Source organism: Paenibacillus sp. Soil724D2 (genome assembly GCF_001427935.1).
In the GTDB taxonomy this organism is placed as follows: Bacteria; Bacillota; Bacilli; order Paenibacillales; family NBRC-103111; genus Paenibacillus_E.
Window position 1 is genome coordinate 690,814 of sequence record NZ_LMRY01000001.1, and the last position, 20,923, is coordinate 711,736.

Genomic DNA, 20,923 nt, shown 5'->3' on the forward strand with positions numbered 1-20,923 from the left:
CGTGAAGCCGATTATTCATCGTTAAACACCATATGTGTTTTTTCCTGTTTGTAATAATCTAATCTGTCCTGTAAAGTACCTGTATGAAATTCGAATTTATGACCGTCTGGGTCTGTGAAGTAAATAGACCTCTTGTCTTTCTCGTCTCTTAGGCGACCTGGTAGGATGTTAACGTGCAGTTTCTTTAATTTCTCATAAAGTTCCTCAAAGTCGGCTTCTTCAATTGAAAAAGCGATGTGTGTGTAGGAATGGTTTATTTCATTACGTGGAATATCTCGTTCTACATTCAGGGCAAGCCACATGCCATTCAGATCAAAATAGGCCGTACTTCTTCCTTTAACTAACAGCTTTGCATCAAAAACTTGTTGATAAAACGAAATCGAATTCTCTAAATTAGAAACCGAAAATAATAAATGATTCAAACCTTTTATCGACATCCGATCACCTCGTGATTTATTTATTTTTACTAACCCCAGCTAACTCTTTAATCATCTCAGCCAAATGCACAATCCCCCATTCAAGCTCATGAAGCTTGGCATAGGCGTACGAAATACGCAAGTAACTTCCCGCATTCCTATCATAAATCGAACCCGGGTTCAGCAATATCCCTGCTTTCAAAGCCCGCTCGAACAGCATTTGCATGGGCACACTCACGGTGAGGCGAACCCAAATGTAGAAACCGCCTGACGGCACTGACCATGAAGCAATCTCCGTAAAATTGGTTTTCAACAACCGAACAGTTAGATCGCGTCTTCTCTTAAGTTGGTCTCTGACAAAGACAAGATGTTCTTGATATAACCCTCTACCAAGCCATTCGGCTGCTGCCCATTGAGATACCGAGCTCGAGCCGTAATCGTTCTGCATTTTGATATCAGCCAATCGATCAATAACCGGTTCTGGGGCAACCACCCAACCAATTCTTAGTCCTGGACTTAAGGTCTTTGACAAACTCCCCAAATAGAGAACTAGCGCGTTGGGATCCCTAGACTTTAGCGGCAGTGGAGGCGGAGTTTCGAACCAAAGCTCCCTATAGGCATCGTCCTCAATGATTGGAAGTCCTTCATCCGCGCAGATTCTCATCAGCTCTTGACGTCTTGGCTCTGACATCAACGTGCTCGTAGGATTATGAAAAGTAGGAATGGTATACAGCAGCGAAGCGTTATAGCCTTCTTTGTAACGGCTAATCAAATTCGTCAGAATACCTTCTTCATCCATGGGTAGGCCAACCAGCTTAATTGCACTAGATTGAAACACATGGACCGAATACAGATAGGATGGCTTTTCCAAAAGGATGGAAGAACCTCGCTGCAGTAATCCGATGGATATAAGCTGTAAAGCTTGGAGTGAGCCAGATACAATAAGAATGTTGGAGGGCGAAGTTTGAACGCCAATTCCATGCATATACGCGGCTATCTGCTCCCGCAAATACTGATTTCCCTTAGGTTCTTCATACCCCAAAGTGAAAGGATTCACTGAAGAATCTTCAAAAATCTGTTTCATTTGTTCAGAAGGAAGCAGCTCCGGTGAAAGCTCTCCAGTCCCCAAACGGATAATGCCATCTTGAAATTCCGCACGATTAATGTGCTGAATGGCAGGCTGGTTTGGATAATAAGTACCGGCTTGCACATATGAGCTCCAGTCTGGGGGAGGCGAAGCAGCTAGAAGGTTCCAGGAGTTATTGATAACTCTAGTCCCCCCTTTGGTGTTTCCCTCCAATAACCCCTCGGCAATCAAATCGCTCAGGGCGGTCACAACCGTACTTCGATTGACGTTAAAGCGTTCAGCCAGCGCACGCTGCGAGGGAATTTTGGTCCCAACTGCCCATTCGCCTAGTGATATTTTATTTTTTATAAAATCTTTAATCTGACTAAATAAAGGCGTTTCCGATGATACATCCGGTTTCCAGTCCATGCTATGATCCTCTCCTAACAAGTTCAAATATAACATTTGGTTGGGTGATACGCCATCCATTTGGAGGGAGACATCCTTTAGATATGCACTATACTAGGGAAGAATAGTCTTATAGATGGGAGAGATCTTTTTGCTGGAAACTGTTTTACATGGGCTTATTTTGGGTTTTGGACTCATTCTGCCTGTAGGGGTACAAAATGTTTTCGTATTCAACCAAGGTGCCCGCGGGCCCTCTTACCTTAAAGCACTGCCTGTCATCCTCACGGCGTCGATTTGTGACACGATCCTAATTTTATTGGCAGTCTTAGGCGTTTCTTTCGTCGTATTAACCTTCGCTTGGCTTCAAGCAGCGCTCTATGGATTTGGATTCTTTTTCCTGTTATATATGGGGTGGGTACTCTGGAAAAGTAAACCAGGTTCGGTGACCTCACAACGGGAACATGAACCAAAAAAACAAATCCTGTTTGCAGCATCCGTCTCCTTAATGAATCCCCACGCGATACTGGATACGATAGGAGTTATAGGTACAAATTCCTTACAATATGTTGGCGGAGAAAAATGGGTTTTCACTGTCTGCGTTATTCTAGTTTCCTGGCTCTGGTTCTTCGGCTTAGCGTTCGCAGGATGCCTAGTGGGTAAGCGTGATCCTAGAGGCCAATTCATTACCAAATTAAACAAGGTTTCTGCTTGTATGATATGGGCTGTTGCTGTCTATATGGGCTTTCAGTTCTTATAAAAAGGAATGGAGGAAACGTTGGACTCTTGGAGCATCACTTAAAATAAACGGCTTTGTCCGACCGTCGACCTTCATTCATCCACTCTAGTTCTACTTAGAGGAGCGAACTGCAGCTTCAAGTCGCAAATTAGCCTTTATGCGTTGGAATTGTTGTAGAAATTACAACATTGGTAATAACTCTACCCACACCCCCTCACAAAACAGATGAACGACTCTAAAATCAATTTTTGGAGTCATGCAACCAGTTGTGAGGAGGCATAATAAAAGGTTCAATTAAATGAGCAGGTTGTCCTCCGACACCTGCTCATTATTTGTTTCATTCCAACCAAATATCTAAAAAAACTACAAAAAAAACTAAAAACTATGGCATACCTGTGGGTAGAAAGGAGAGCTATACTTAAGGCACGTCAATGAAAGCACTTACAAAGTAGAGAGAGGAGGTCCCTATTACGATGAGAATACTTCGAAAAATTGCTCTCGGTATCGATTCATTTATCGAGTCTGCCGCCCTCATCGGCTTGCTTAGTATGATCATCATCGTCACCGCACAGGTCATGACCCGTAAGCTGTTTAACTTCGTATTCTTCTGGTCGGAGGAAGTGACTATGCTGCTTCTTGTCTGGTTTTCCTTCATGGGCATTGCGATTGGCTTTCGTGAGAAGCTTCATTTGGGCATCGATTCCTTCACCCACAAGCTTCCAGCCTCCATCAATAAAGCTCTTGATAAAATCATCGAGCTTGTTATTCTCGCCTTTGGTGCCTATCTTGTGTATTTTGGATGGGACTTCACCGTCATTATGAATGAATCAGAATTACCGGCGACCGGCCTGCCTAACAGCACGCTGTATGTCATCATGCCGATAACCGGCGTCATGACCTGTGCCTATGCGCTCTTGCAGTTGTTTGGTATCGAGACGAAGCGGCATCAACATATAAAAGAAGGAGGTCCCGAATAATGGATCCGACCATTGCTATTCTTATCCTAACTATCACCTTCGTTGGTCTGATCGTCCTCCGCTTTCCGATCTCGCTCGCTTTAGCAGGTTCTTCCCTGCTCACCTTACTTTACCTGAAAGTCCCGCTGGCAACCGTGGGTCAAACGATGATTCAAGGGATGAACTCTTATTCCCTCCTGACCATCCCGTTCTTTATTCTTGCCGGGCAAATTATGAGTGAGGGTCAGATGGCACTGCGCCTTATCAATCTCGCTCAAGTTCTCGTTGGAGGCATACGCGGTGGCTTAGCCATGGTCAACTGCGTCGCCTGTATGTTCTTCGGGAACATCTCCGGATCAGCCATTGCCGACGTCTCCTCCATCGGCTCTGTCATGATTCCGATGATGAAAAAGAAGGGCTATGACACCGATTACGCAGTTGGCGTTACAGTCTCTGCCGCCATTCAAGGCGTTGTTGTGCCGCCAAGCCACAACCTCGTGCTTTATTCCCTTGCGGCCGGCGGCGGAATCTCCATCGCTTCGCTTTTTCTAGCGGGCATAGTCCCGGGTTTGATCCTTTGTGTCTCGCTTATGATCACAAGTTATATCATCGCCATCAAGCGCGGTTATACGAAGAGTGAAGCTGTCCCTGTGCGAGAAATTCCAAAGATTGTACGCGATGGCCTGCTTTCCCTTTTGACAGCTGTCATCATTTTAGGCGGTATATTCACGGGATGGTTTACGGCTACAGAAAGCGGCGCACTAGCTTGTCTATATGCCTTTATTCTCACCTTTCTAGTGTATCGAGATATTCCCATAAGCCGGATGTGGATTATTCTCCAACGTACTTTTCGAACTGTAGCGATGGTGCTCTTCCTGATCGCTGCCTCCGCCTCGTTCAGCTGGGTACTGGCCTTTCTCAAAGTTCCCGGCATGTTAACAGATTGGATGCTGGGCATCACTGACAGCCCCATTGTCATTTTGCTGATCATTAACGTCTTACTGCTCTTACTAGGCGCACCGATGGATATGGCTCCACTCATCTTAATCATGACGCCTATTTTACTTCCGGTCGTGACGACGCTTGGCATGGATCCTGTTCACTTCGGCATCATTATGATGTTAAACTTAGGCATTGGACTGCTAACACCCCCTGTCGGAACCGTCCTCTTCGTAGGCTCTGCTATTGGAAATATTTCGATTTCTGAAGGCACTAAAGCCATGATGCCGTTCTTTTATGTCATGTGCGTCGTGCTCATGATCCTTACCTATATACCTGGTCTTGTCATGTGGCTTCCTAACTTAATGAAATAAGGAAACAACTCAACTAATACGATAAAAAGGGGAATATTCGATATGAAAATGAAAAGAAAATACATCACGGCTCTAAGTACAGTGATTGGTACTAGTCTCTTGCTTGCAGCTTGCGGCGGCGGCAGTACACCGACCAATAGCGGTTCAACAACAACTCCTGGGGCCGCCAGCCCTGCAGCAGCGACGAAGAAAGCCGACGGTCCTAAACTCAATTTCCGTCTAGCTGAGACACACCCCGCTGACTACCCAACGACGCTAGGCGATAAGAAATTCGCCGAACTCGTCAATCAAGCATCGGATGGGCGCATCAAAATCGATGTATTCCCTGCCTCCCAACTCGGAGAAGAGAAAGCCGTGATCGAACAAGTTCAACTCGGTGCGATTGAATTCACACGTGTCAGTACGGGAGCGCTTGGCGGGTTCAACAAGCAGTATGAAGTGTTCAGCTTGCCCTACATTTTCGATAACGATAATCATCAATGGAAATTCCTAGAAAGCGAGCAAGGAACGAAGCTGCTCGATAGCTTAGAGTCTTCAAGAATGAAAGGACTGGCATACTACAGCTCAGGAGCTCGTCATTTCTATTCCAAGAAGCCGATTAAAAGCATCGCCGATCTGAAAGGACTCAAAATACGTGTTATTCAAAACAAGGTCAATATTGACCTCATGAACGCACTAGGCGCGAATGCAACACCAATGCCTTATGGAGACGTCTTCAATGCTTTGCAAACAGGTATCATCGATGCCGCTGAGAATAACTATCCGAGCTACTTCTCTTCCAACCATTTTCAACAAGCCAAAAATCTCATTCTTGACCAGCACCAACGGGTGCCTGAAGTGCTTTTGATTTCTAAAGTAGCTTGGGATAAGCTGTCTGCTGACGATAAAGCACTTATTAAAAAGGCTGCTATTGAATCCGTCAAAACGCAAAAAGCAGAATGGGATAAATTCGAGAAGGATTCCGAAGCCAAAGTGAAAGCGGCGGGAGTTACGATTACGGACGTATCTGACCTGGGACCATGGCAAGATGCCGTTAAGCCTGTTATCGAGAAGTATCGCAATGACTACAAAGAAACGTTAGAAGCTATCGAGAAAGCTAGAAAGTAAGCTAGAAAGTAAGCTAGAAAGTAAGCTAGAAAGTAAGCTAGAAAATAGCAAGACCAAGAAAGTAAAAAAAGGACATTCTAAGGGGGCAATCTCTCCCTCAGGTGTCCTTTTTCATTTCGCTTCTATTTGGCTTCATCCAGCCTTCCGCCACATTTCCTGTATTCCAACGGGGAGCAGCCGATCAGCTTTTTGAACGTACTGCTGAAGTAAGAAATATCCGCATAACCAAGTCGTTCCGCGATCTCGGAAACACGTAAAGACGTTTTTATCAGCAGCTTCTTCGCTTCCTCCATGCGCATTTCAATGACATAGTCGACGAACTTGCCTCCCGTTTGCTGCTTAAAGAGTTGGCTTAAGTAGCTGGGGTTCAAATGGACCAAGGCTGCGGCATCGGTTAAGCTTATATCTCTGGATAAGTTCGAGCCGATAAAATGCTGTACTTGTTCAATGACAGACAATTCGTCCGTTCCGACTAGAGGGGAATCCGCCAACCGCCTCGCTGTCTTCGTTGTCCTGTCTTGCATCCATCGGCCCAAGCAATCTGCCATTGCCTCCATTTCCACAGGCTTCAGCAGATAGTCCTTAACTCCGTAGCGTATCGCTTGCTGCGCTAACTGAAAATCGTCATACCCGCTCACTAGGATTAAATTGGCTGATACCTGTGTCATCTGCTCCGCCAAAGCAATGCCGTCCATGATCGGCATCTTTACATCCGAGATAACCAAATCAGCGCTATGCTTCAGCAGTGCATCCATAGCCTCCAGACCATTCGCGCATTCCTGCACGATTTCGAAAGGAAGCTTGGTTTGTTCCACAGCTTTACGAAGGACGACACGAACCCACCTTTCATCGTCCACAAGAATGACTTTGTACATGACCTCCTACCTCCCTTCCTCTACGTGAGGCTTCAGCGGCAGCTTGATTCTCACGAGAGTTCCTGCATCTGCACCACTTTCTAGCTCTAGACCGTAGGCGTCACCAAACAGATAAGAGATCCGTCGATGTACATTGACGATGCCGATTTGTGATACCGCTGTAATCATGTCTTTCTGCAGCAAATCGAGTTGTAAGGCACGGAGTTTGGCAGCCGGAATTCCCACACCGCTATCCTGAATCTCTACAATAAATTGATGATCATTTAATTGAGCAGCTGAAATAACAATATGAACAGGCTGTGCACTCGTTTCAATACCATGAATGACACAATTTTCGACCAAGGGCTGTAAAGCGAACTTCGCGATGATTTGTCCTTCTGCCCATTCAGGGATCTGGAATTCATAGGTGAGTTTATCGTCAAACCGATATTTCTGAATCCGTAAATACATGTCGCATATCTGAATTTCCTGCTGCAAGGAGATCGTTGCCCCAGCATGATTCAGATTGTAACGCAGTAGTCGAGCAAGGGACGCAACGAGCACAGAGATGTCGGTCATATCCTTTTCCAGTGCCATCCCTCGCACCGTTTCTAAAGCGTTCATGAGAAAGTGCGGATTAACCTGCGATTGCAGCACTTTCAGTTCTGTTTCTTTTTGGCGCAGCTGAAGATCCTTCTCTCGGAGCTGAGAGTAGTAAATTTCATCGAGCAGTACCTGGAGCTTTTCGACCATTTTATTAAAATCATTCGTTAGCTGCCCAATCTCATCCTTGGATTCGATATCCGCGCGAGCCAGAAAGTCGCCCTCTTTCACTCTTTTCATGAAAAATTGCAGCGCCCTTACAGGCCGAACGATACTTGTAGCAAAACCAATCCCAATCAAATAGGCCATAAATAATGTGGCAAGGACTGTCCACCAAATCGTTCGCCGAATATACTCGGTTCCACGCGTCAATTCTTTTTCCGGTATCGTCGTCACCAACCGCCAATTTAAATAGGACGACAGACTGAAGGTGTAGAATGGCTTATCTCCTGTTTGAGCTTGGTATGATCCGCTTTCCTGCTGCAAAATCCATTCTAGCTGATCCCAATCCGCCAAATGACCAATTTCCGTATACTCAGGAGAATAAATATAACGCCCGTATGGGTCAAGAATAGATAAATACCCCGTTCGTCCAATTGTAACGCGTTCAGCAATCTCTTGAATCCGCTTGAAGTTGACTTCCATAATTAACGTAGCAACGGGCTCTAAGGTAAGTGGACTCACTAAGCGCTTCACGATGGAGAGAACAGGCACATATTCCAGCTCGTAGCGCTGAGAAGGCGGTCTGATGATCAACATAATATCACTGTTGGAGGGTACACTGGCAAACCATGGCTCCTGTATCAATTGCAGCGCAGGGGTCACATTTTTGTTCATGCTTGTATCCAAGACCGTCTGGTTTTCCATAACAAGCATAATCCGAGAGATGTCTGATCGCGAATAAGCGGTATCGTTCAAAAGCTGCATCATCGGCTCGCGGATGCCTGAATTCTTCACTTCTTGTTCGCTTGTCATCCTTAGAAACTGCTGCATCGACGGATGATTCTGCATGCGAATCGAGTCGATCTCGAAATCTCGAATATAGTATTCAATATGCAGCTTAACTTGCTCGATGATTTGTTTGTTACTCAAATCGGCTTCCTCACGCAGCACTTCAGATGATTTCTGATAAGAAATCATCCCCACCACAAGCAGCGGAATGACCACCAGCATGGCCGAATAGACGAGCAGTTTCACTGTCAATGGACGATCACGCAGAAACAAGTTTCTGTAGAACCAGATCCAAGCTCTACGACCTCTTCTACCCATGTTCAACCTCCATTTCACCGAATTTGTAAACGCATTCAATGGTTAAGAAAGAAAAACCAGCTGCAAGCGCAACTGGTTACCGTTTTACAAGATCTTCGCGAATCGGTGTGAAGACATCTAATAAGGCGGATTCTTCTAATGCTGTAACACCATGCTTGGCGTTACTTGGTATGTATACCGTCTGGCCTTGCTCGATAACGGTTACCACACCATCTATGGTAAACTCAATTTTCCCTTTTAAGCAATAGGACATTTGTTCATGAACATGGCTGTGTTGGTAACCAACGGCTCCTGGCTCGAAATGAACCTCCATCATCATTAAACCAACCTCAGCTTTCAGAATGCAGCGCTGAACGCCTGGCTCGGCTGCTTCCCATACGCCAATATTAGACATCTGACTTTCCCCTTTCATCATTAAACGATCTTACGAAAAAATAAAAGGACCGCAAGCGGTCCTTCACTTACTTTTTAATTATATCTGAAAAGCACCCAAATGAACATACTTGAATCTAAACGAACATTAAGAGCTAACGGCTGCGCGATCCTTCCCTTTGTCCGCTTCGCCTGCATTTTTATTCGCAGCTTCACGATCCTGCTGCATTTCTTCTACTGTTTTCACTTTCAAGCGAGCTGCACCTTCATAGCTGCGCGTAGGAACGAGGTTTCCAGCTGCTAGCCGTTGCTTTGCTTCTGTAATAGCCGCGCCGTACTGAGGCAGCCATGCCTCCTGTGCGACCAGCATTTCATCGACCATCTGCCAAATTTCTTTGGGATTGCAGACGGCTCCTACGAGCGGATCCATCATAAACGCTTGACGAAGCAGCTTATCATCGCCATGCACGGCAGCTTCCACAGCAAGCCGCTGTACAGAAATACTCACATTGCATACCGCTGCCGGTCCAAGCGGCAGGTCTCCAACATGAGGCATCGAGATGCCGTTGCGATCTACATAGCCCGGCGCTTCGATGATCGCATCATCAGGCAGATTCGAGATGACACCGTTATTGACTAAGTTGAAATGTCCGCGATACACGCGTCCTGTCTCAAGGCCCTCAATAATATAGGAGCCATGCTCTTCACTGCGTTTCTCAGCATCGTAAACAAATGCCTTATCCTTCATCCAGTTCGGAAACTCCGTCTCGAACCAGTTGCGTCCCTCCGTGCAAACACGCAGATAGCCTCCTGTTTCTCCATTAATCCAGCTGCCCATGTCGATCCAATCTTGGATTTCGCTAGCACGCTTTCGGTACCAAGGCACATACTCGCTTAGATGTCCGTTGGATTCTGTACTATAGTAGCCAAAGCGGCGCAGCATGTCGATACGCACTTTCTCCGTACGCTTGAACTCCGGATGGTTCTCGAAGGCTTCAAGCAGACCGCCCGTCAAATCCTGACCATTGTGACGGATCTGTACATACCAAGTTTGGTGATTGATGCCTGCACAAATAATGTCTACTTCCTTTTTCTCCAAGCCGTATACTTCCGCGATTTGTTGATGCCCATGCTGAACACCGTGACAGAGACCAATTGTCCGCACACCGCCGTACTTGTTGCAAGCCCAAGTCAGCATCGCCATCGGATTCGCATAATTTAACAGCAGCACATCAGGCGCCGCCACTTCTCGAATATCTTGGCAAATGCGAAGCATTTCCGAAATGCCGCGCTGACCATACATAATTCCCCCTGCACATAGCGTATCGCCCACACATTGGTCAACGCCGTATTTCAGCGGAATATCCACATCGGTGGCAAAAGCCTCCAGACCCCCCACACGAATCGTACATAAAACATACTTTGCATCTTTCAAAGCTTCTCTACGATCTGTTGTAGCTTGAATCTCTATTTTTAAACCATTTTCTCGAATATCCCTTTGGCACAGCTCCGTAACCATATCTAAATTATGTTGATTGATGTCTGTAAAAGCGACTTGAATATCATGAAATTCAGATACTGCTAACAAATCTCGAAGTAATCCGCGTGTAAATCCAATACTCCCTGCTCCAATAAAAGCTACCTTAAATGACATATCTATCGTCCTCTCTATCGTTTAATCTACAATTCACATTGTATCAAGCGCGAAAGAGAAAACGTTATCAAATTCCTAACTTCATCGGAGGTGATTTGTCAAAAATCCTAACTTTTTTCTGGATATTCCCACTTGTGAGTATCCATTGATTTCCGATATTCCGTAGGGGTTAAATCTGTATAATCTTTGAAAAGCATATGAAAATACTGTCGGCTCCCAACCCCGATATAATCACAAATTTCTGAAATCGGCACATCTGTTTCCAGCAGCAGCATTTTAGCTTTTTCCATTCGAATCACGGTTAAATACGTCATAAGGGTTTGCCCCGTTAACGATTTGAAAATTCGTTGTAAATACCCGGGGTGTAAATTTACGGCTCCAGCAATATCCTTCACTTGAATGTCGCGGTCATAGTTCTGATGCAAATAATCCATGCTTTGTTTCACATACCACTCACTTTGCGCCATGCCGCTGCTTGCTGCTTCTTGCCTAAGACGCGCAATTCGAATGAGCAATTGTGCAATGAGCAATTGAACCATCGTTTCACTTTTGGCGGCTGCTTTATCCAGTTCAAGCACCAAGCTTTTCATAATGTGGTAAACCTCATCGGGGTCGCGCAGCACTAAATAAGGAGATTTGACCTCCAGCAAAGAAGACAACAATTTGTCTTCTGCCGCCAGTTGGTGAATAGATGGAAACACACCCTTTTGCTGGGTAAAGCGGAACTCTACATTTAGCATTCTACAGGGAACAGCCTCGTCAACGATCAATCGATGGGAGACATTTGCGTCCATAATAATGAACTCTCCCTTTTTGAGACTAACACTTTCGATTTGTGAAGACTGCGTTTGGATTTCAACGTCGCAGGAACCTTGTATGGTATACATAATTTCTACCGCATCATGGCGATGAAAGGACATATAGAAGCCTTGCCATTGTTTAAAATAATATGCCATCACCTGAGGATGGCAGTGATGTTCGGTTAAAAAAGCGGGAAATAGGCTGCCGCTATTCTGCATGAGAATCTCCTTTCCCCCAAGAGGAAGTCCTTATTTCTGAAGGGGTTTTACCTGTTTGCTGCTTCACCAATCGTGCGAAATGGTAACTGGTTTGGAACCCGCTTCGCTGAGCAATTTCCGATATCGATAAACCCGTATGGGCTAGTAACTCAATAGCACGCAGTACACGATAGTGCCACACATATTTAATAGGGGTCGTTTGCTCATATTTACGGAAAAGCCGGACCAAATGCTCATCCGATACTCCCGCATGCGCGGCAATCATTGTCAAATCGAGTCCTTCCTTGAACTCTTGATGAATGTAAGCTTTTGCACGTAAAACTGAAGGATGAATATCTTGCTGCAGCTGCGCTTTGGACAGTTCGGATAGAAACAATTGAATCGCTGTGTGACCGAGACTTCGCATGACAGGTCCTGTATCCGCATGCTCGGATCGGATCGATAGCATAAGGTCAGTTATTCGGTTCAAGTGTTCAGAGATTGGGAGGCTAAACGGAACCTGCTCCAATGCTTGCACTTGATCCACAGATAAGGGTTGAACGCTTACGGCCACCCAACGATGCCAACTGTCCTGTTCATCTGCAAATGTAAAATGCTCGATGTGCCCGGGCTTCAGAAGTGCCACATTGCCGGGCTCTAGTCGAAAATGAACGCCATCAATGGTCACTTCCATAGAACCAGTATGTAATAGAACGAGCTGAATATCTAGTTGGATGCGAGGACCATACCTGCCACCCGGTGGATATACAATCGAACCGACCGTAGCGGAATCGATATGATTAAAACGAAGATGTTCCAAGGGATTTGCCATGTGCTTCATCTCCAGAAAAGCTGTGTCATCATTAAGGCAATTGTAACCGCCTGTAGGTAAAAAGAAAATCCCTTCGTATGGAAGGGATTTTGCATCCTATTTATCGTTTAAACAAAACCGGAAAATACTCATTTGCAAAAGCCTGACCGTGATAAGGGCGCGGTCCTAACAGACGGGAATTATCATGACGCTGTATGCCTGCGCGGTAGCTGGTGCCGCTAGGCATCAGATGCGCGACGACAGACATACGAGGCTCATTCGTCTTATTTGCGCCGGACCCATGGAATGTAAGTGCGTGATGAAAGCTTGCCTGACCAGCCTTCAGAATGCAGGGCTCCTCGACCCATTCGCGACCTGCCGCATATTTGTTCCTAAGCTCCTCCATGTTCGAATCGAAGAACGTATTGCTATCAGGTATTAGTCCCCACTTGTGAGATCCAAGTATGGTCATCATCCCGCCGTTGGTTAGATCCGTGTCCTGCAGCGCTATCCATACGGTCACCATGTTCGAATTGCTGGAGCATTGCCAGTAGCCGTAATCCTGATGCCAGCCAACGTTACCTGACTGCGTCTCCTTATTGCCGACACCTGGCTTATAAATAACCTGATCGTGCCAGAGCCGAATTTCATCTATCTCCAGCAAATCGGCTGCAAGCTCACCGATTAACGGATCTGTGACAGTTCTTCGGATCTCGTCATTGATCCACCATCCATTATCTAGCTTGCGTAATGAATCAGGGTTCGGGTTCGCACGGTAATGGTTCATCGGAAGCCCATCGCCATCGTAATCGCCAGTCCAAACCCGCTCGTGCGCAAGTCGCAACCGCATGATTTGATCATCGTCCAGCAGCTTCGGAGATATCCAGTAACCGTCGCGATTGAATGTATCCTTATCCTGAGCCGTAATTTTGTACGTTCTCTCTACTTGCAAAGTCATCGTAAATTCCTCCTTATACGTCTTGCTTTCATCATACTTAATCCCTTGTTGATTGACGTTCACAGAGCTACAAAGTAGTATGAGAAACATACAAGACAAATAAGAACATCCGAACGTAGAGGAGGTCCCTCCCCGTGCCTGCGAAACAAAGTCCACGCTGGACTTACGACATTAATAAGGAAAATCGCATACTTGGAGTTCCGGAATTGCTCCTCTTCGGTTTCGATGAGATTAGGTCGGCACTGCCCCTTTCCTTTCATAAGCATGACGGATATGAATTCGTTTTGGTTGAACGGGGTAAAGCCAGCTGGGAGCTGAACGGGCACGCTTATGAGACAAAAGCAGGTGACGTGTTTCACACAAGCCCTGGCGAGGTTCATCGCGGGGGCTTCAATGTGATTGAGCCCAGTCGATTCTGGTGGTTCATCATCACACCGCCGCATGCGGAAGACTGGTTGCGCTTGCCGCAAGACGAGATTGAGTGCTTCAAACATGCACTAGAGGCGCTGCCCAGAGTTACCCATACTGGTCTGCAGGCTGTTGACGACATTAGACAGTTGCGAAATGCGCTAAATTCCAACAGTCCATTACGAATCTCCGCTACCCGCCAAGCGCTGCTTGGGCTGCTGCTTCGAATTCTTCAGCCTAGTCAAACAGTTGTTTCTCTCGCTGACGATCTATTACGTCAATTGGATGCACTTATAGGCCGGATCGCGGAAGAGCCGCAATGGCGCCCCTCCATCGAAGAGATGGCTGATTTTGTCCGGATCAGTCCCTCCCACTTCTTCCGCACCTTTCAGGAATATACGGGGCTCCCGCCAATGGTATTTATTGAACGTGCGCGAATTAAGAAAGCTTGCATACTGCTGGTTGAAGGCACGGATACGGTTACAAAGATTGCTAATGAATTGGGGTACGCATCCAGTCAACATTTTGCCACCGTGTTTAAACGCATTACCGGCATGACCCCGATCCAATGGAGAATGTTTGAAACTAATTGGAAAGATACACTCTAACAAAGCAGTGCCCATGTGACGTATCGATTGATTCACTATTTCTCTCACAACTGGTATTCAAAGCTCCAAAGTCCGATTTTAGAGTCATTCAGTCTTCGTTAGGGCAAATGGGCTATAGTGGTTACCAGTGTTGTATTTTCTACAACATTTTGCTAGCCCAAAGGATATTTTGCAGTTTCTACAACATCATTCAACCGCGAACACGGATTCATTCATCAAGCAACCTCAATTAGCCTAGTTGACGATTGAACACGATTCAAGACACCTCCATGCAGAGCAAGATTAGATGAATCGACGGCCTCGAAACTAAAACATTCTGAGCTTTCTAAGCAGAAATCAAGGAAATTGTTGTACGCTGTACAACTTGTCTGTCTAATTCTCCTTTTTTCAATAAACCTGAAGCTCGCCTAATCCCAAAATGAAAAAAGGACCTTGTTATCTACACATGTAGACAACAACAAGGTCCTTTTCAGCGCTCTCCCATCTTCGGGAGGAGCTCTTCCACTTCCTAACCCCGATCATCGGGATCGCCGGCAGAGAACACCTTTTTCACATTATCCATGATTTCCTCAACTGCCTCACTCAGCATATCTGTTGGTGTTGTAGCCTCTTCCTCAGGCTGAGTAGGAATCGTATCGTTACATACGTGATCGAAATAATGACTTTTATCCATGCGCTAACCTCCTAATTGTAAACCAGGCTCGTTTGTTTGTTGTTTACTTATTCCGTATCCTTTATTCACCCGAACAGAAACTTTTGAAACATAGGTCTGAAAACCCTTGCCTAAACCCTATTATTGGAGTAAATTAAACCTATATGAACGAATATCAACATAAATAAACCAAATATGAGGAGAGATTAACCGATGGATATCCGCTACGCATCACACCCGAATGAAGTTAAGCAATTTGACACTGAACGCCTGCAAGCTGAGTTTCAAATTAACGCTTTGTTCTCACCTAATGAAATTAAATTGGTTTATTCCCACGTTGACCGTTTCATCATTGGTGGTGTCCTTCCAATTACGGGCGCACTTCAATTGCAAGCTGACAAGAAAGAAATGGCTGCAGATTATTTCTTAGAGCGCCGCGAGATCGGTATTATTAATGTTGGCGGCAGAGGCACGATCACCGTTGACGGTACGGTTTACAACATGGATTCCAAAGATTGCATTTATATTGGTCTTGGCGCGAAGGATATTACGTTTGCTAGTGATAACGCTGCCGAGCCAGCGAAATTCTACTTTAATTCAACACCTGCTCACCAAACATATCCAACGGTGAAAGTCGCCATCAGCGAAGCTACTCCTACTCATTTAGGCAGCATCAATACATCCAATGAGCGTACGATTTACAAATACATCCACACAGGCGGCGTAAAAAGCTGTCAACTCGTTATGGGTATGACACTTCTGAAGCCAGGCAACATGTGGAACACAATGCCTTCCCATACACACAATCGTCGTTCCGAGGTCTACTTCTACTTTGACATGCCGGAAGATGCGGTAGTGTTCCACATGATGGGTGAGCCGCAGCAAACACGTCACGTAGTTATGCGTAATGAGCAAGCTGTCATCTCCCCAAGCTGGTCCATTCATAGCGGTGTTGGCACGAACAACTACACCTTCATTTGGGGCATGGCTGGCGAAAATCAAATTTTTGATGATATGGACGCCGTGGCCATGAAAGATTTAAAATAGTCGGTAACCTCTATTTAGAAACGGATGACACCCGATGAACCCTTTACGCAGATATGAAACCATTATGGAAATACTTCTGGCACAGAAAGAAGTAACGGTGAACGAGCTTAGCGAACGGCTTGACGTTACTGGTAAAACGATTCGCGAAGATTTGGCCAAACTCGAGGAAAAAGGGCTGCTTGTCCGCATTCATGGCGGCGCGGTGCTCGCTCAAAGTGATCAGCTAGGCATACTTTCAACGAAAGAGCCGATCATTAAGCATGCCGATCAGAAATCCGAAATCGCGACGATAGCTCTGCGATACATTCAACCAAGAGATATCATTGCCCTCGATGGCGGAAGTACAACACTTGAAATTGCTAGGCGGCTGGAGAATCAGCCGCTTACTGTTGTAACGAATGATCTATTTATTATGTCCGAGCTCTTGCATAAGGAAGAAATCCGTCTGGTTGTTCCAGGCGGCTACCGTCTGCGCAACATGCTCGCAGGTCCTGAAGCCGTGGACTATGTGAATAAGCTCAACATTCAGAAATCATTCATTTCTGCTACTGGCGTTCATTTGCAGCACGGCTTTACCATCTACACAAGTGATCATGCTGATTATAAACGTGCATTGATTAGATCCAGCGCAACGGTTTACGGCGTTGCCGATCATTACAAATTCGGCCAATGTGCCTTACGAACGTTCGCTTCCTTGTCTGAAGTTGCTATGATCCTAACAGACAGTGCCCTACCCGCTGAAATTGCCAAGCAATACCGTGATGCTGGTATTCAGATCGTAACTCAATAGTAAAAAGGAGTAACCTTCATGACACTTTTTAATTTAACAGGCAAAACAGCCTTCGTAACCGGCGCTTCCGGCGGTCTTGGTCAAGCCATGGCCATTGGCCTTGCTGAAGCAGGAGCAAATGTCATTGCTGTATCCTCTTCCGAAAGCGTTCAAACGGTAGAAGCCATCCGAGCACTAGGCGGCAAAGCCGAGCTGATCGCAGCTGACCTTAGCAACGAAGACATCCTTGAGGATGTTGTAAATAAAGCTAACGGTATCTACGACGGCATCGATATTCTCGTGAATAATGCCGGAATCATCCGACGTACGCCGGCTGTTGACCATGCACGTCAAGATTGGCACGATGTCATTGATCTGAACTTGAACTCTGCCTTCTTCTTATGTCAGCTAATTGGCCGTCACATGATTGAGCGCGGCAGCGGCAAGATCGTGAACATCGCTTCCATGCTAACCTACCAAGGAGGCATTAATGTTCCTGGCTACACAGCGAGTAAACATGCTATAGCTGGCGTGACCAAAGCTTTAGCGAACGAGTGGGCCGGGAAAGGTATCCAGATCAATGCCATCGCCCCTGGTTACATGACGACGAATAATACAGCTCCTATCCTCAAAGATGAGAAACGTACACAATCCATTACAGACCGAATTCCGGCAGGCCGTTGGGGCTCTCCCGAGGATTTGAAAGGTCCTGTTGTGTTCTTGTCATCGCATGCATCGGATTATATGAACGGACACGTACTGTGCGTGGACGGCGGATGGATGGCTAGATAGATGGGAATCGGTACGTTAGCCCATACCGTCGGCCATCTTCCATTGAAGCAATTAACAGAGAAGCTAAGCGGACGAGGCATTGACTTCGTTCAACTGGCACTCAGCAAAGCAATCAGTGATTTTGACACCAGCCTCGGTAGGCTCAGCCCTGCTCTGGCCAACCACATTGGCGAGCAATTCCACCGTGCTGGTATCCGGATTGGCGTGCTTGGCTGTTATATTAACCCGATTCATCCTGATCCCCAGCAGCGGCGTCATGAAATCAACCGGTTCAAAGAGCATCTGCGTTTCGCCAGAGACTTTGGTACCTCTATCGTTGCGACGGAAACAGCTGACCTAACGACGTACCTCTCACAGGATTCCGAGCTTTATGAGGCCATGGGATGGACAACCCTCAAGCAAACAGTTGAAGAATTAGCGGAAGAAGCGGAACGTTGGGGTGTCTTCATCGGACTCGAACCTGTTTTCACTCACACGTTGTCTAGTACTGAGAAAATGGTTCGGATTTTGGATGAGATTCCTTCCAGTAATCTGGGGGTTGTGTTTGATCCAGTGAATCTAATGCCACCTACTGCTGTTGAGTCACAAGAAATTTTTCTGGAACAGGCATTTGCTGCTTTCGGTGACCGTATCGTCCTTGCCCATCTTAAAGATGTTGTCATTCAGAACAACAAACGGCAAGAGGTACGATCCGGTAAGGGTATTTTCCAAACGAAAACGTTCTTAGAGATGCTGCACCGGGTAAAACCGGGGATCGACATCTCCTTAGAACAGCTTGCTGATGATACGCTTGATGAAACTTTTCAATATGTAAGAAGCCTTATGAGTTAAAAATAAGCCCTTTTCTCTCTATCATCAGAGGGACTGGGGCTTTCCTTTTTGAAAAGATGCCTATTTCTTTATATCAGGCTCTGTCATGACTTCATACGTGTTACCCAAATAAGACTGCAGCGCCTTTAACGCCGCAACCCCCACCGCAATGTCATCCTCTCCATTCCCTCCACTTACACCGACTCCGCCAATGACACTCCCGTTCACCACAATCGGAAGCCCCCCGACGAAGATAGCAAATTTACCAGGCATCATGGCATGAATACCAAATGCCTCACCATGGATGGTCGCTGGGCCACCGGGTTGATTGAACAAATGCGTAGAGCGCCTGTGACCGCTAGCTGTAAACGCCTTTGCTATGGCGATTTCAGGGCTCGTATTGCGAGCGCCATTCATTCTTTCTAACGCAATTAGATACCCGCCATCGTCTACGATACATATCGTTTCGGCTGCATTCGCTTCTATTGCCGCTTGTATGCCTGCTGCGATCATGACCCTCGCTTCCTCTACTTCAAGCTTAAAAACCGATTTCATAAGTCAATCCCTCCCTGCTTTACTGCCATTATGACGTGCGCAACAAACGCCTCTTCCATTCATATGGGGACGTGAAGGGTTTATGTCATGGTCGTCACTTGAAAAAAGATATTGTATTTCGGTGCGGGCAATTGTAAGATTATAAAAATTAAATCGATGTGTGACTGGCGTAAACATGGATAACCATGAGGGAGCACATCGCAAACAGCCGTACGCCTGGGCAAAGTATTTGATCCTTAATCAAATGCTTTTTTGTGCTTCTATGACAATTGAAAGGTCAGGTGGCTGTTTATGAAAATGGCATTCGTACTATTCGATGGAATGACCACGTTAGACTTCGCTGGCTTCTATGAAGCTATCACATGGATGGGGATTATGGGGGCCAAAGAGAACGTCACTTGGGATTTCTGCTCCAATAAGGAGGAAATTACGGACGACCGAGGCTTAACCGTTAAGGTAACACATGTCTATCCCGATCTATCGGATTATGATCTCTTGTTCGTACCTGGCGGATTTTCAACGAGAAGCCTTAGATTCGACTCTGCCTTCATCACTTGGCTTCAAACCTCAGCTAATGTGACTTACAAGGTTTCTGTATGCACAGGTGCTTTGTTACTAGGTGCAGCCGGATTCCTACATGAAAAAAAAGCAACCACCAATCCTTCCGCCTACGAGTTATTGACACCATACTGTTCCGAAGTCGTTAAAAAACGAATCGTCCGAGACGGAAATCTCTTTACCGGTGGCGGCGTTTCAGCCTCTATTGATTTAGGATTATTCGTCATTGAATCTCTTACTGATTCACTTTTCGTGCAGCAGGTTCAACAAAAGATGGATTACCCCTACTATCAAGCGGACAGTTGTTTAATGTGAATTTGGAGTAATAAGCTGACTAAGGATAAACGGCTTACATTAGTTTGAGCGAGAGAGTGTTTTGGTTTTGGTTTTGGTGTTGGTGTTGGGTGTTGGGTGTTGGGTGTTGGGTGTTGGGTGTTGGGTGTTGGGTATTTAGGTGTTTGGGTGTTTGGGTGAATGTGTATACCTGTAGCCAAGACGTATATGTTCAAATATTTGTTTACTTACTCGCTCATCCATGTAATGTTGTTGCATTTTATACAACATTAAGCGAGGGAATCCACATTTTCCTCGCGATTGTTGCACCAAATACAACAATTCCAGCCAAAAGTAGCATTTTAGCAGGAAATTAGGCTGAATTGTTGTACGAAATACAACATCTTCACTTTAGCCCAGGTGAATGGATAGGAATTGTTGTACGCTGTACAACAATTCTCTCCCCTATTCCCCACATCCACTGTAAACCTGGAAATCCACCCTCACTCGAGCCGAATCCCTATCTTCATCTTCCAAGCAATGGGTAAACTCCACTCCCGCCTGACCCAAAACAAATAAATAAGCCCACCCAACACTCATAAAGTGTCTGGATAGGCTTATCAGCATTATTTTTTAGGTTGTTCACGATTAACACGAACGGGTCTCTCGACCCAATTCTCACGATTCATGCGTTGAACCTGATTAATCGGATTCTTAAGATCGATAATTTCAACTGGTTTACCTTCCGCTTGCATGGTGGCTGCTAGCTTTTCCTTATAACCCGTTCCAGGCGCTGGTCCGCCACCCCCGTTGCGCTTACCCTTGTTCCAAACTTTACCTTTACTCATTTCACCACTCCATTTTTGTTTTAAGTGTAAAGGCATAAGAAGAAAAACGCAAATATTTACTTCCAATCCATTCGACTATCTT

The 20,923-nt window shown here is 45.8% G+C and carries 22 protein-coding genes and 1 riboswitch; of the genes, 10 read left to right on the forward strand and 12 right to left on the reverse strand.

Features of this window, described 5'->3' with window-relative positions:
- Nucleotides 1-11: 11 nt before the first annotated feature.
- Nucleotides 12-437, reverse strand: a complete 426-nt coding sequence (gene fosM / locus ASG85_RS03215; protein WP_057303210.1) for a FosM family fosfomycin resistance protein — start codon at nt 435-437, stop codon at nt 12-14.
- 16 nt (nt 438-453) lie between these two features.
- On the reverse strand, nt 454-1,911 hold the full coding sequence (locus ASG85_RS03220) for a PLP-dependent aminotransferase family protein (protein ID WP_057303246.1): 1,458 nt from the start codon (nt 1,909-1,911) through the stop codon (nt 454-456).
- A 130-nt stretch (nt 1,912-2,041) separates the two neighbouring features.
- On the opposite strand from ASG85_RS03220, the gene ASG85_RS03225 reads away from it, so the two are divergent.
- From ASG85_RS03225 to dctP, 4 genes are all read left to right on the forward strand, one after another.
- On the forward strand, nt 2,042-2,647 hold the full coding sequence (locus tag ASG85_RS03225; RefSeq protein WP_060645346.1) for a LysE/ArgO family amino acid transporter: 606 nt from the start codon (nt 2,042-2,044) through the stop codon (nt 2,645-2,647).
- A 452-nt stretch (nt 2,648-3,099) separates the two neighbouring features.
- Complete coding sequence (locus ASG85_RS03230; protein WP_060645347.1) at nt 3,100-3,603, forward strand: TRAP transporter small permease; 504 nt, start codon at nt 3,100-3,102, stop codon at nt 3,601-3,603.
- Nucleotides 3,603-4,895, forward strand: coding sequence for a TRAP transporter large permease (locus ASG85_RS03235; protein WP_200961652.1), 1,293 nt, complete (start codon nt 3,603-3,605; stop codon nt 4,893-4,895). Before ASG85_RS03230 ends, ASG85_RS03235 begins: the two co-directional genes overlap by 1 nt.
- Before the next feature lie 42 nt (nt 4,896-4,937).
- Complete coding sequence (dctP, locus tag ASG85_RS03240; protein ID WP_060645349.1) at nt 4,938-6,002, forward strand: TRAP transporter substrate-binding protein; 1,065 nt, start codon at nt 4,938-4,940, stop codon at nt 6,000-6,002.
- Nucleotides 6,003-6,124: 122 nt separating this feature from the next.
- Here the strand turns inward: dctP and ASG85_RS03245 are convergent, their stop codons facing one another.
- The 7 genes from ASG85_RS03245 to ASG85_RS03275 all read right to left on the reverse strand — a co-directional run bounded on the left by ASG85_RS03245 (nt 6,125) and on the right by ASG85_RS03275 (nt 13,521).
- A complete protein-coding gene (locus tag ASG85_RS03245) occupies nt 6,125-6,877 on the reverse strand; it encodes a response regulator transcription factor (protein WP_057303214.1) in 753 nt (250 codons plus the stop codon).
- Between the two features lie 6 nt (nt 6,878-6,883).
- The gene (locus ASG85_RS03250; protein ID WP_060645350.1) at nt 6,884-8,728 is read right to left on the reverse strand and encodes a sensor histidine kinase; all 1,845 of its coding nucleotides are present in this window, start codon (nt 8,726-8,728) and stop codon (nt 6,884-6,886) included.
- A gap of 76 nt (nt 8,729-8,804) precedes the next feature.
- Entirely contained in the window at nt 8,805-9,122 is a 318-nt protein-coding gene (locus ASG85_RS03255) for a cupin domain-containing protein (protein WP_057303216.1), read from the reverse strand.
- A 126-nt stretch (nt 9,123-9,248) separates the two neighbouring features.
- On the reverse strand, nt 9,249-10,754 hold the full coding sequence (locus tag ASG85_RS03260; protein ID WP_057303217.1) for an alpha-glucosidase/alpha-galactosidase: 1,506 nt from the start codon (nt 10,752-10,754) through the stop codon (nt 9,249-9,251).
- A gap of 107 nt (nt 10,755-10,861) precedes the next feature.
- Nucleotides 10,862-11,773 (reverse strand): AraC family transcriptional regulator, encoded by a 912-nt coding sequence (locus tag ASG85_RS03265; protein ID WP_057303218.1) that lies wholly within the window; start codon nt 11,771-11,773, stop codon nt 10,862-10,864.
- A complete protein-coding gene (locus tag ASG85_RS03270; protein WP_057303219.1) occupies nt 11,763-12,584 on the reverse strand; it encodes a helix-turn-helix transcriptional regulator in 822 nt (273 codons plus the stop codon). Before ASG85_RS03270 ends, ASG85_RS03265 begins: the two co-directional genes overlap by 11 nt.
- A 100-nt stretch (nt 12,585-12,684) precedes the next feature.
- On the reverse strand, nt 12,685-13,521 hold the full coding sequence (locus ASG85_RS03275) for a phytanoyl-CoA dioxygenase family protein (protein WP_057303220.1): 837 nt from the start codon (nt 13,519-13,521) through the stop codon (nt 12,685-12,687).
- Nucleotides 13,522-13,655: 134 nt separating this feature from the next.
- Here ASG85_RS03275 and ASG85_RS03280 point away from each other — a divergent pair, with 134 nt between their 5' ends.
- Nucleotides 13,656-14,537 (forward strand): helix-turn-helix domain-containing protein, encoded by an 882-nt coding sequence (locus ASG85_RS03280; RefSeq protein WP_057303221.1) that lies wholly within the window; start codon nt 13,656-13,658, stop codon nt 14,535-14,537.
- Between the two features lie 508 nt (nt 14,538-15,045).
- On the opposite strand, the gene ASG85_RS37565 is transcribed toward ASG85_RS03280, so the two are convergent.
- On the reverse strand, nt 15,046-15,210 hold the full coding sequence (locus tag ASG85_RS37565; RefSeq protein WP_156390148.1) for a hypothetical protein: 165 nt from the start codon (nt 15,208-15,210) through the stop codon (nt 15,046-15,048).
- Nucleotides 15,211-15,402: 192 nt separating this feature from the next.
- Between ASG85_RS37565 and kduI the strand changes: the two genes are divergently transcribed.
- The 4 genes from kduI to ASG85_RS03300 are packed head-to-tail and all read left to right on the forward strand — an operon-like array spanning nt 15,403 to nt 18,628.
- Nucleotides 15,403-16,236, forward strand: a complete 834-nt coding sequence (gene kduI / locus ASG85_RS03285; RefSeq protein WP_056838480.1) for a 5-dehydro-4-deoxy-D-glucuronate isomerase — start codon at nt 15,403-15,405, stop codon at nt 16,234-16,236.
- A gap of 34 nt (nt 16,237-16,270) precedes the next feature.
- The gene (locus ASG85_RS03290; RefSeq protein ID WP_060645351.1) at nt 16,271-17,026 is read left to right on the forward strand and encodes a DeoR/GlpR family DNA-binding transcription regulator; all 756 of its coding nucleotides are present in this window, start codon (nt 16,271-16,273) and stop codon (nt 17,024-17,026) included.
- Nucleotides 17,027-17,044: 18 nt separating this feature from the next.
- Nucleotides 17,045-17,797, forward strand: coding sequence for a 2-dehydro-3-deoxy-D-gluconate 5-dehydrogenase KduD (gene kduD, locus ASG85_RS03295; RefSeq protein WP_057305274.1), 753 nt, complete (start codon nt 17,045-17,047; stop codon nt 17,795-17,797).
- On the forward strand, nt 17,798-18,628 hold the full coding sequence (locus ASG85_RS03300) for a sugar phosphate isomerase/epimerase family protein (protein ID WP_057305275.1): 831 nt from the start codon (nt 17,798-17,800) through the stop codon (nt 18,626-18,628).
- 60 nt (nt 18,629-18,688) lie between these two features.
- Here the strand turns inward: ASG85_RS03300 and ASG85_RS03305 are convergent, their stop codons facing one another.
- Nucleotides 18,689-19,162 carry a GlcG/HbpS family heme-binding protein gene (locus ASG85_RS03305; RefSeq protein WP_057305276.1) on the reverse strand — a complete coding sequence of 158 codons (474 nt, stop codon included), beginning with the start codon at nt 19,160-19,162 and terminating at the stop codon, nt 18,689-18,691.
- 150 nt (nt 19,163-19,312) lie between these two features.
- Nucleotides 19,313-19,391: riboswitch (ZMP/ZTP riboswitch) on the forward strand.
- A 62-nt stretch (nt 19,392-19,453) separates the two neighbouring features.
- Here ASG85_RS03305 and ASG85_RS03310 point away from each other — a divergent pair.
- Nucleotides 19,454-20,035 (forward strand): DJ-1/PfpI family protein, encoded by a 582-nt coding sequence (locus ASG85_RS03310; protein WP_060645352.1) that lies wholly within the window; start codon nt 19,454-19,456, stop codon nt 20,033-20,035.
- Between the two features lie 584 nt (nt 20,036-20,619).
- Here ASG85_RS03310 and ASG85_RS03315 read toward each other — a convergent pair.
- Nucleotides 20,620-20,841 (reverse strand): hypothetical protein, encoded by a 222-nt coding sequence (locus ASG85_RS03315; protein WP_057305278.1) that lies wholly within the window; start codon nt 20,839-20,841, stop codon nt 20,620-20,622.
- Nucleotides 20,842-20,923 lie beyond the last annotated feature (82 nt).

Excerpts from the sequence above, each read along its gene's own strand:
- fosM (WP_057303210.1), bottom strand. The coding sequence starts at position 437 with ATGTCGATAAAAGGTTTGAATCATTTATTATTTTCGGTTTCTAATTTA.
- ASG85_RS03220 (WP_057303246.1), bottom strand. The coding sequence starts at position 1,911 with ATGGACTGGAAACCGGATGTATCATCGGAAACGCCTTTATTTAGTCAG.
- ASG85_RS03230 (WP_060645347.1), top strand. The coding sequence starts at position 3,100 with ATGAGAATACTTCGAAAAATTGCTCTCGGTATCGATTCATTTATCGAG.
- ASG85_RS03235 (WP_200961652.1), top strand. The coding sequence starts at position 3,603 with ATGGATCCGACCATTGCTATTCTTATCCTAACTATCACCTTCGTTGGT.
- dctP (WP_060645349.1), top strand. The coding sequence starts at position 4,938 with ATGAAAATGAAAAGAAAATACATCACGGCTCTAAGTACAGTGATTGGT.
- ASG85_RS03245 (WP_057303214.1), bottom strand. The coding sequence starts at position 6,877 with ATGTACAAAGTCATTCTTGTGGACGATGAAAGGTGGGTTCGTGTCGTC.
- ASG85_RS03250 (WP_060645350.1), bottom strand. The coding sequence starts at position 8,728 with ATGGGTAGAAGAGGTCGTAGAGCTTGGATCTGGTTCTACAGAAACTTG.
- ASG85_RS03255 (WP_057303216.1), bottom strand. The coding sequence starts at position 9,122 with ATGTCTAATATTGGCGTATGGGAAGCAGCCGAGCCAGGCGTTCAGCGC.
- ASG85_RS03260 (WP_057303217.1), bottom strand. The coding sequence starts at position 10,754 with ATGTCATTTAAGGTAGCTTTTATTGGAGCAGGGAGTATTGGATTTACA.
- ASG85_RS03265 (WP_057303218.1), bottom strand. The coding sequence starts at position 11,773 with ATGCAGAATAGCGGCAGCCTATTTCCCGCTTTTTTAACCGAACATCAC.
- ASG85_RS03270 (WP_057303219.1), bottom strand. The coding sequence starts at position 12,584 with ATGGCAAATCCCTTGGAACATCTTCGTTTTAATCATATCGATTCCGCT.
- ASG85_RS03275 (WP_057303220.1), bottom strand. The coding sequence starts at position 13,521 with ATGACTTTGCAAGTAGAGAGAACGTACAAAATTACGGCTCAGGATAAG.
- ASG85_RS37565 (WP_156390148.1), bottom strand. The coding sequence starts at position 15,210 with ATGGATAAAAGTCATTATTTCGATCACGTATGTAACGATACGATTCCT.
- kduI (WP_056838480.1), top strand. The coding sequence starts at position 15,403 with ATGGATATCCGCTACGCATCACACCCGAATGAAGTTAAGCAATTTGAC.
- ASG85_RS03290 (WP_060645351.1), top strand. The coding sequence starts at position 16,271 with ATGAACCCTTTACGCAGATATGAAACCATTATGGAAATACTTCTGGCA.
- kduD (WP_057305274.1), top strand. The coding sequence starts at position 17,045 with ATGACACTTTTTAATTTAACAGGCAAAACAGCCTTCGTAACCGGCGCT.
- ASG85_RS03300 (WP_057305275.1), top strand. The coding sequence starts at position 17,798 with ATGGGAATCGGTACGTTAGCCCATACCGTCGGCCATCTTCCATTGAAG.
- ASG85_RS03305 (WP_057305276.1), bottom strand. The coding sequence starts at position 19,162 with ATGAAATCGGTTTTTAAGCTTGAAGTAGAGGAAGCGAGGGTCATGATC.
- ASG85_RS03310 (WP_060645352.1), top strand. The coding sequence starts at position 19,454 with ATGAAAATGGCATTCGTACTATTCGATGGAATGACCACGTTAGACTTC.
- ASG85_RS03315 (WP_057305278.1), bottom strand. The coding sequence starts at position 20,841 with ATGAGTAAAGGTAAAGTTTGGAACAAGGGTAAGCGCAACGGGGGTGGC.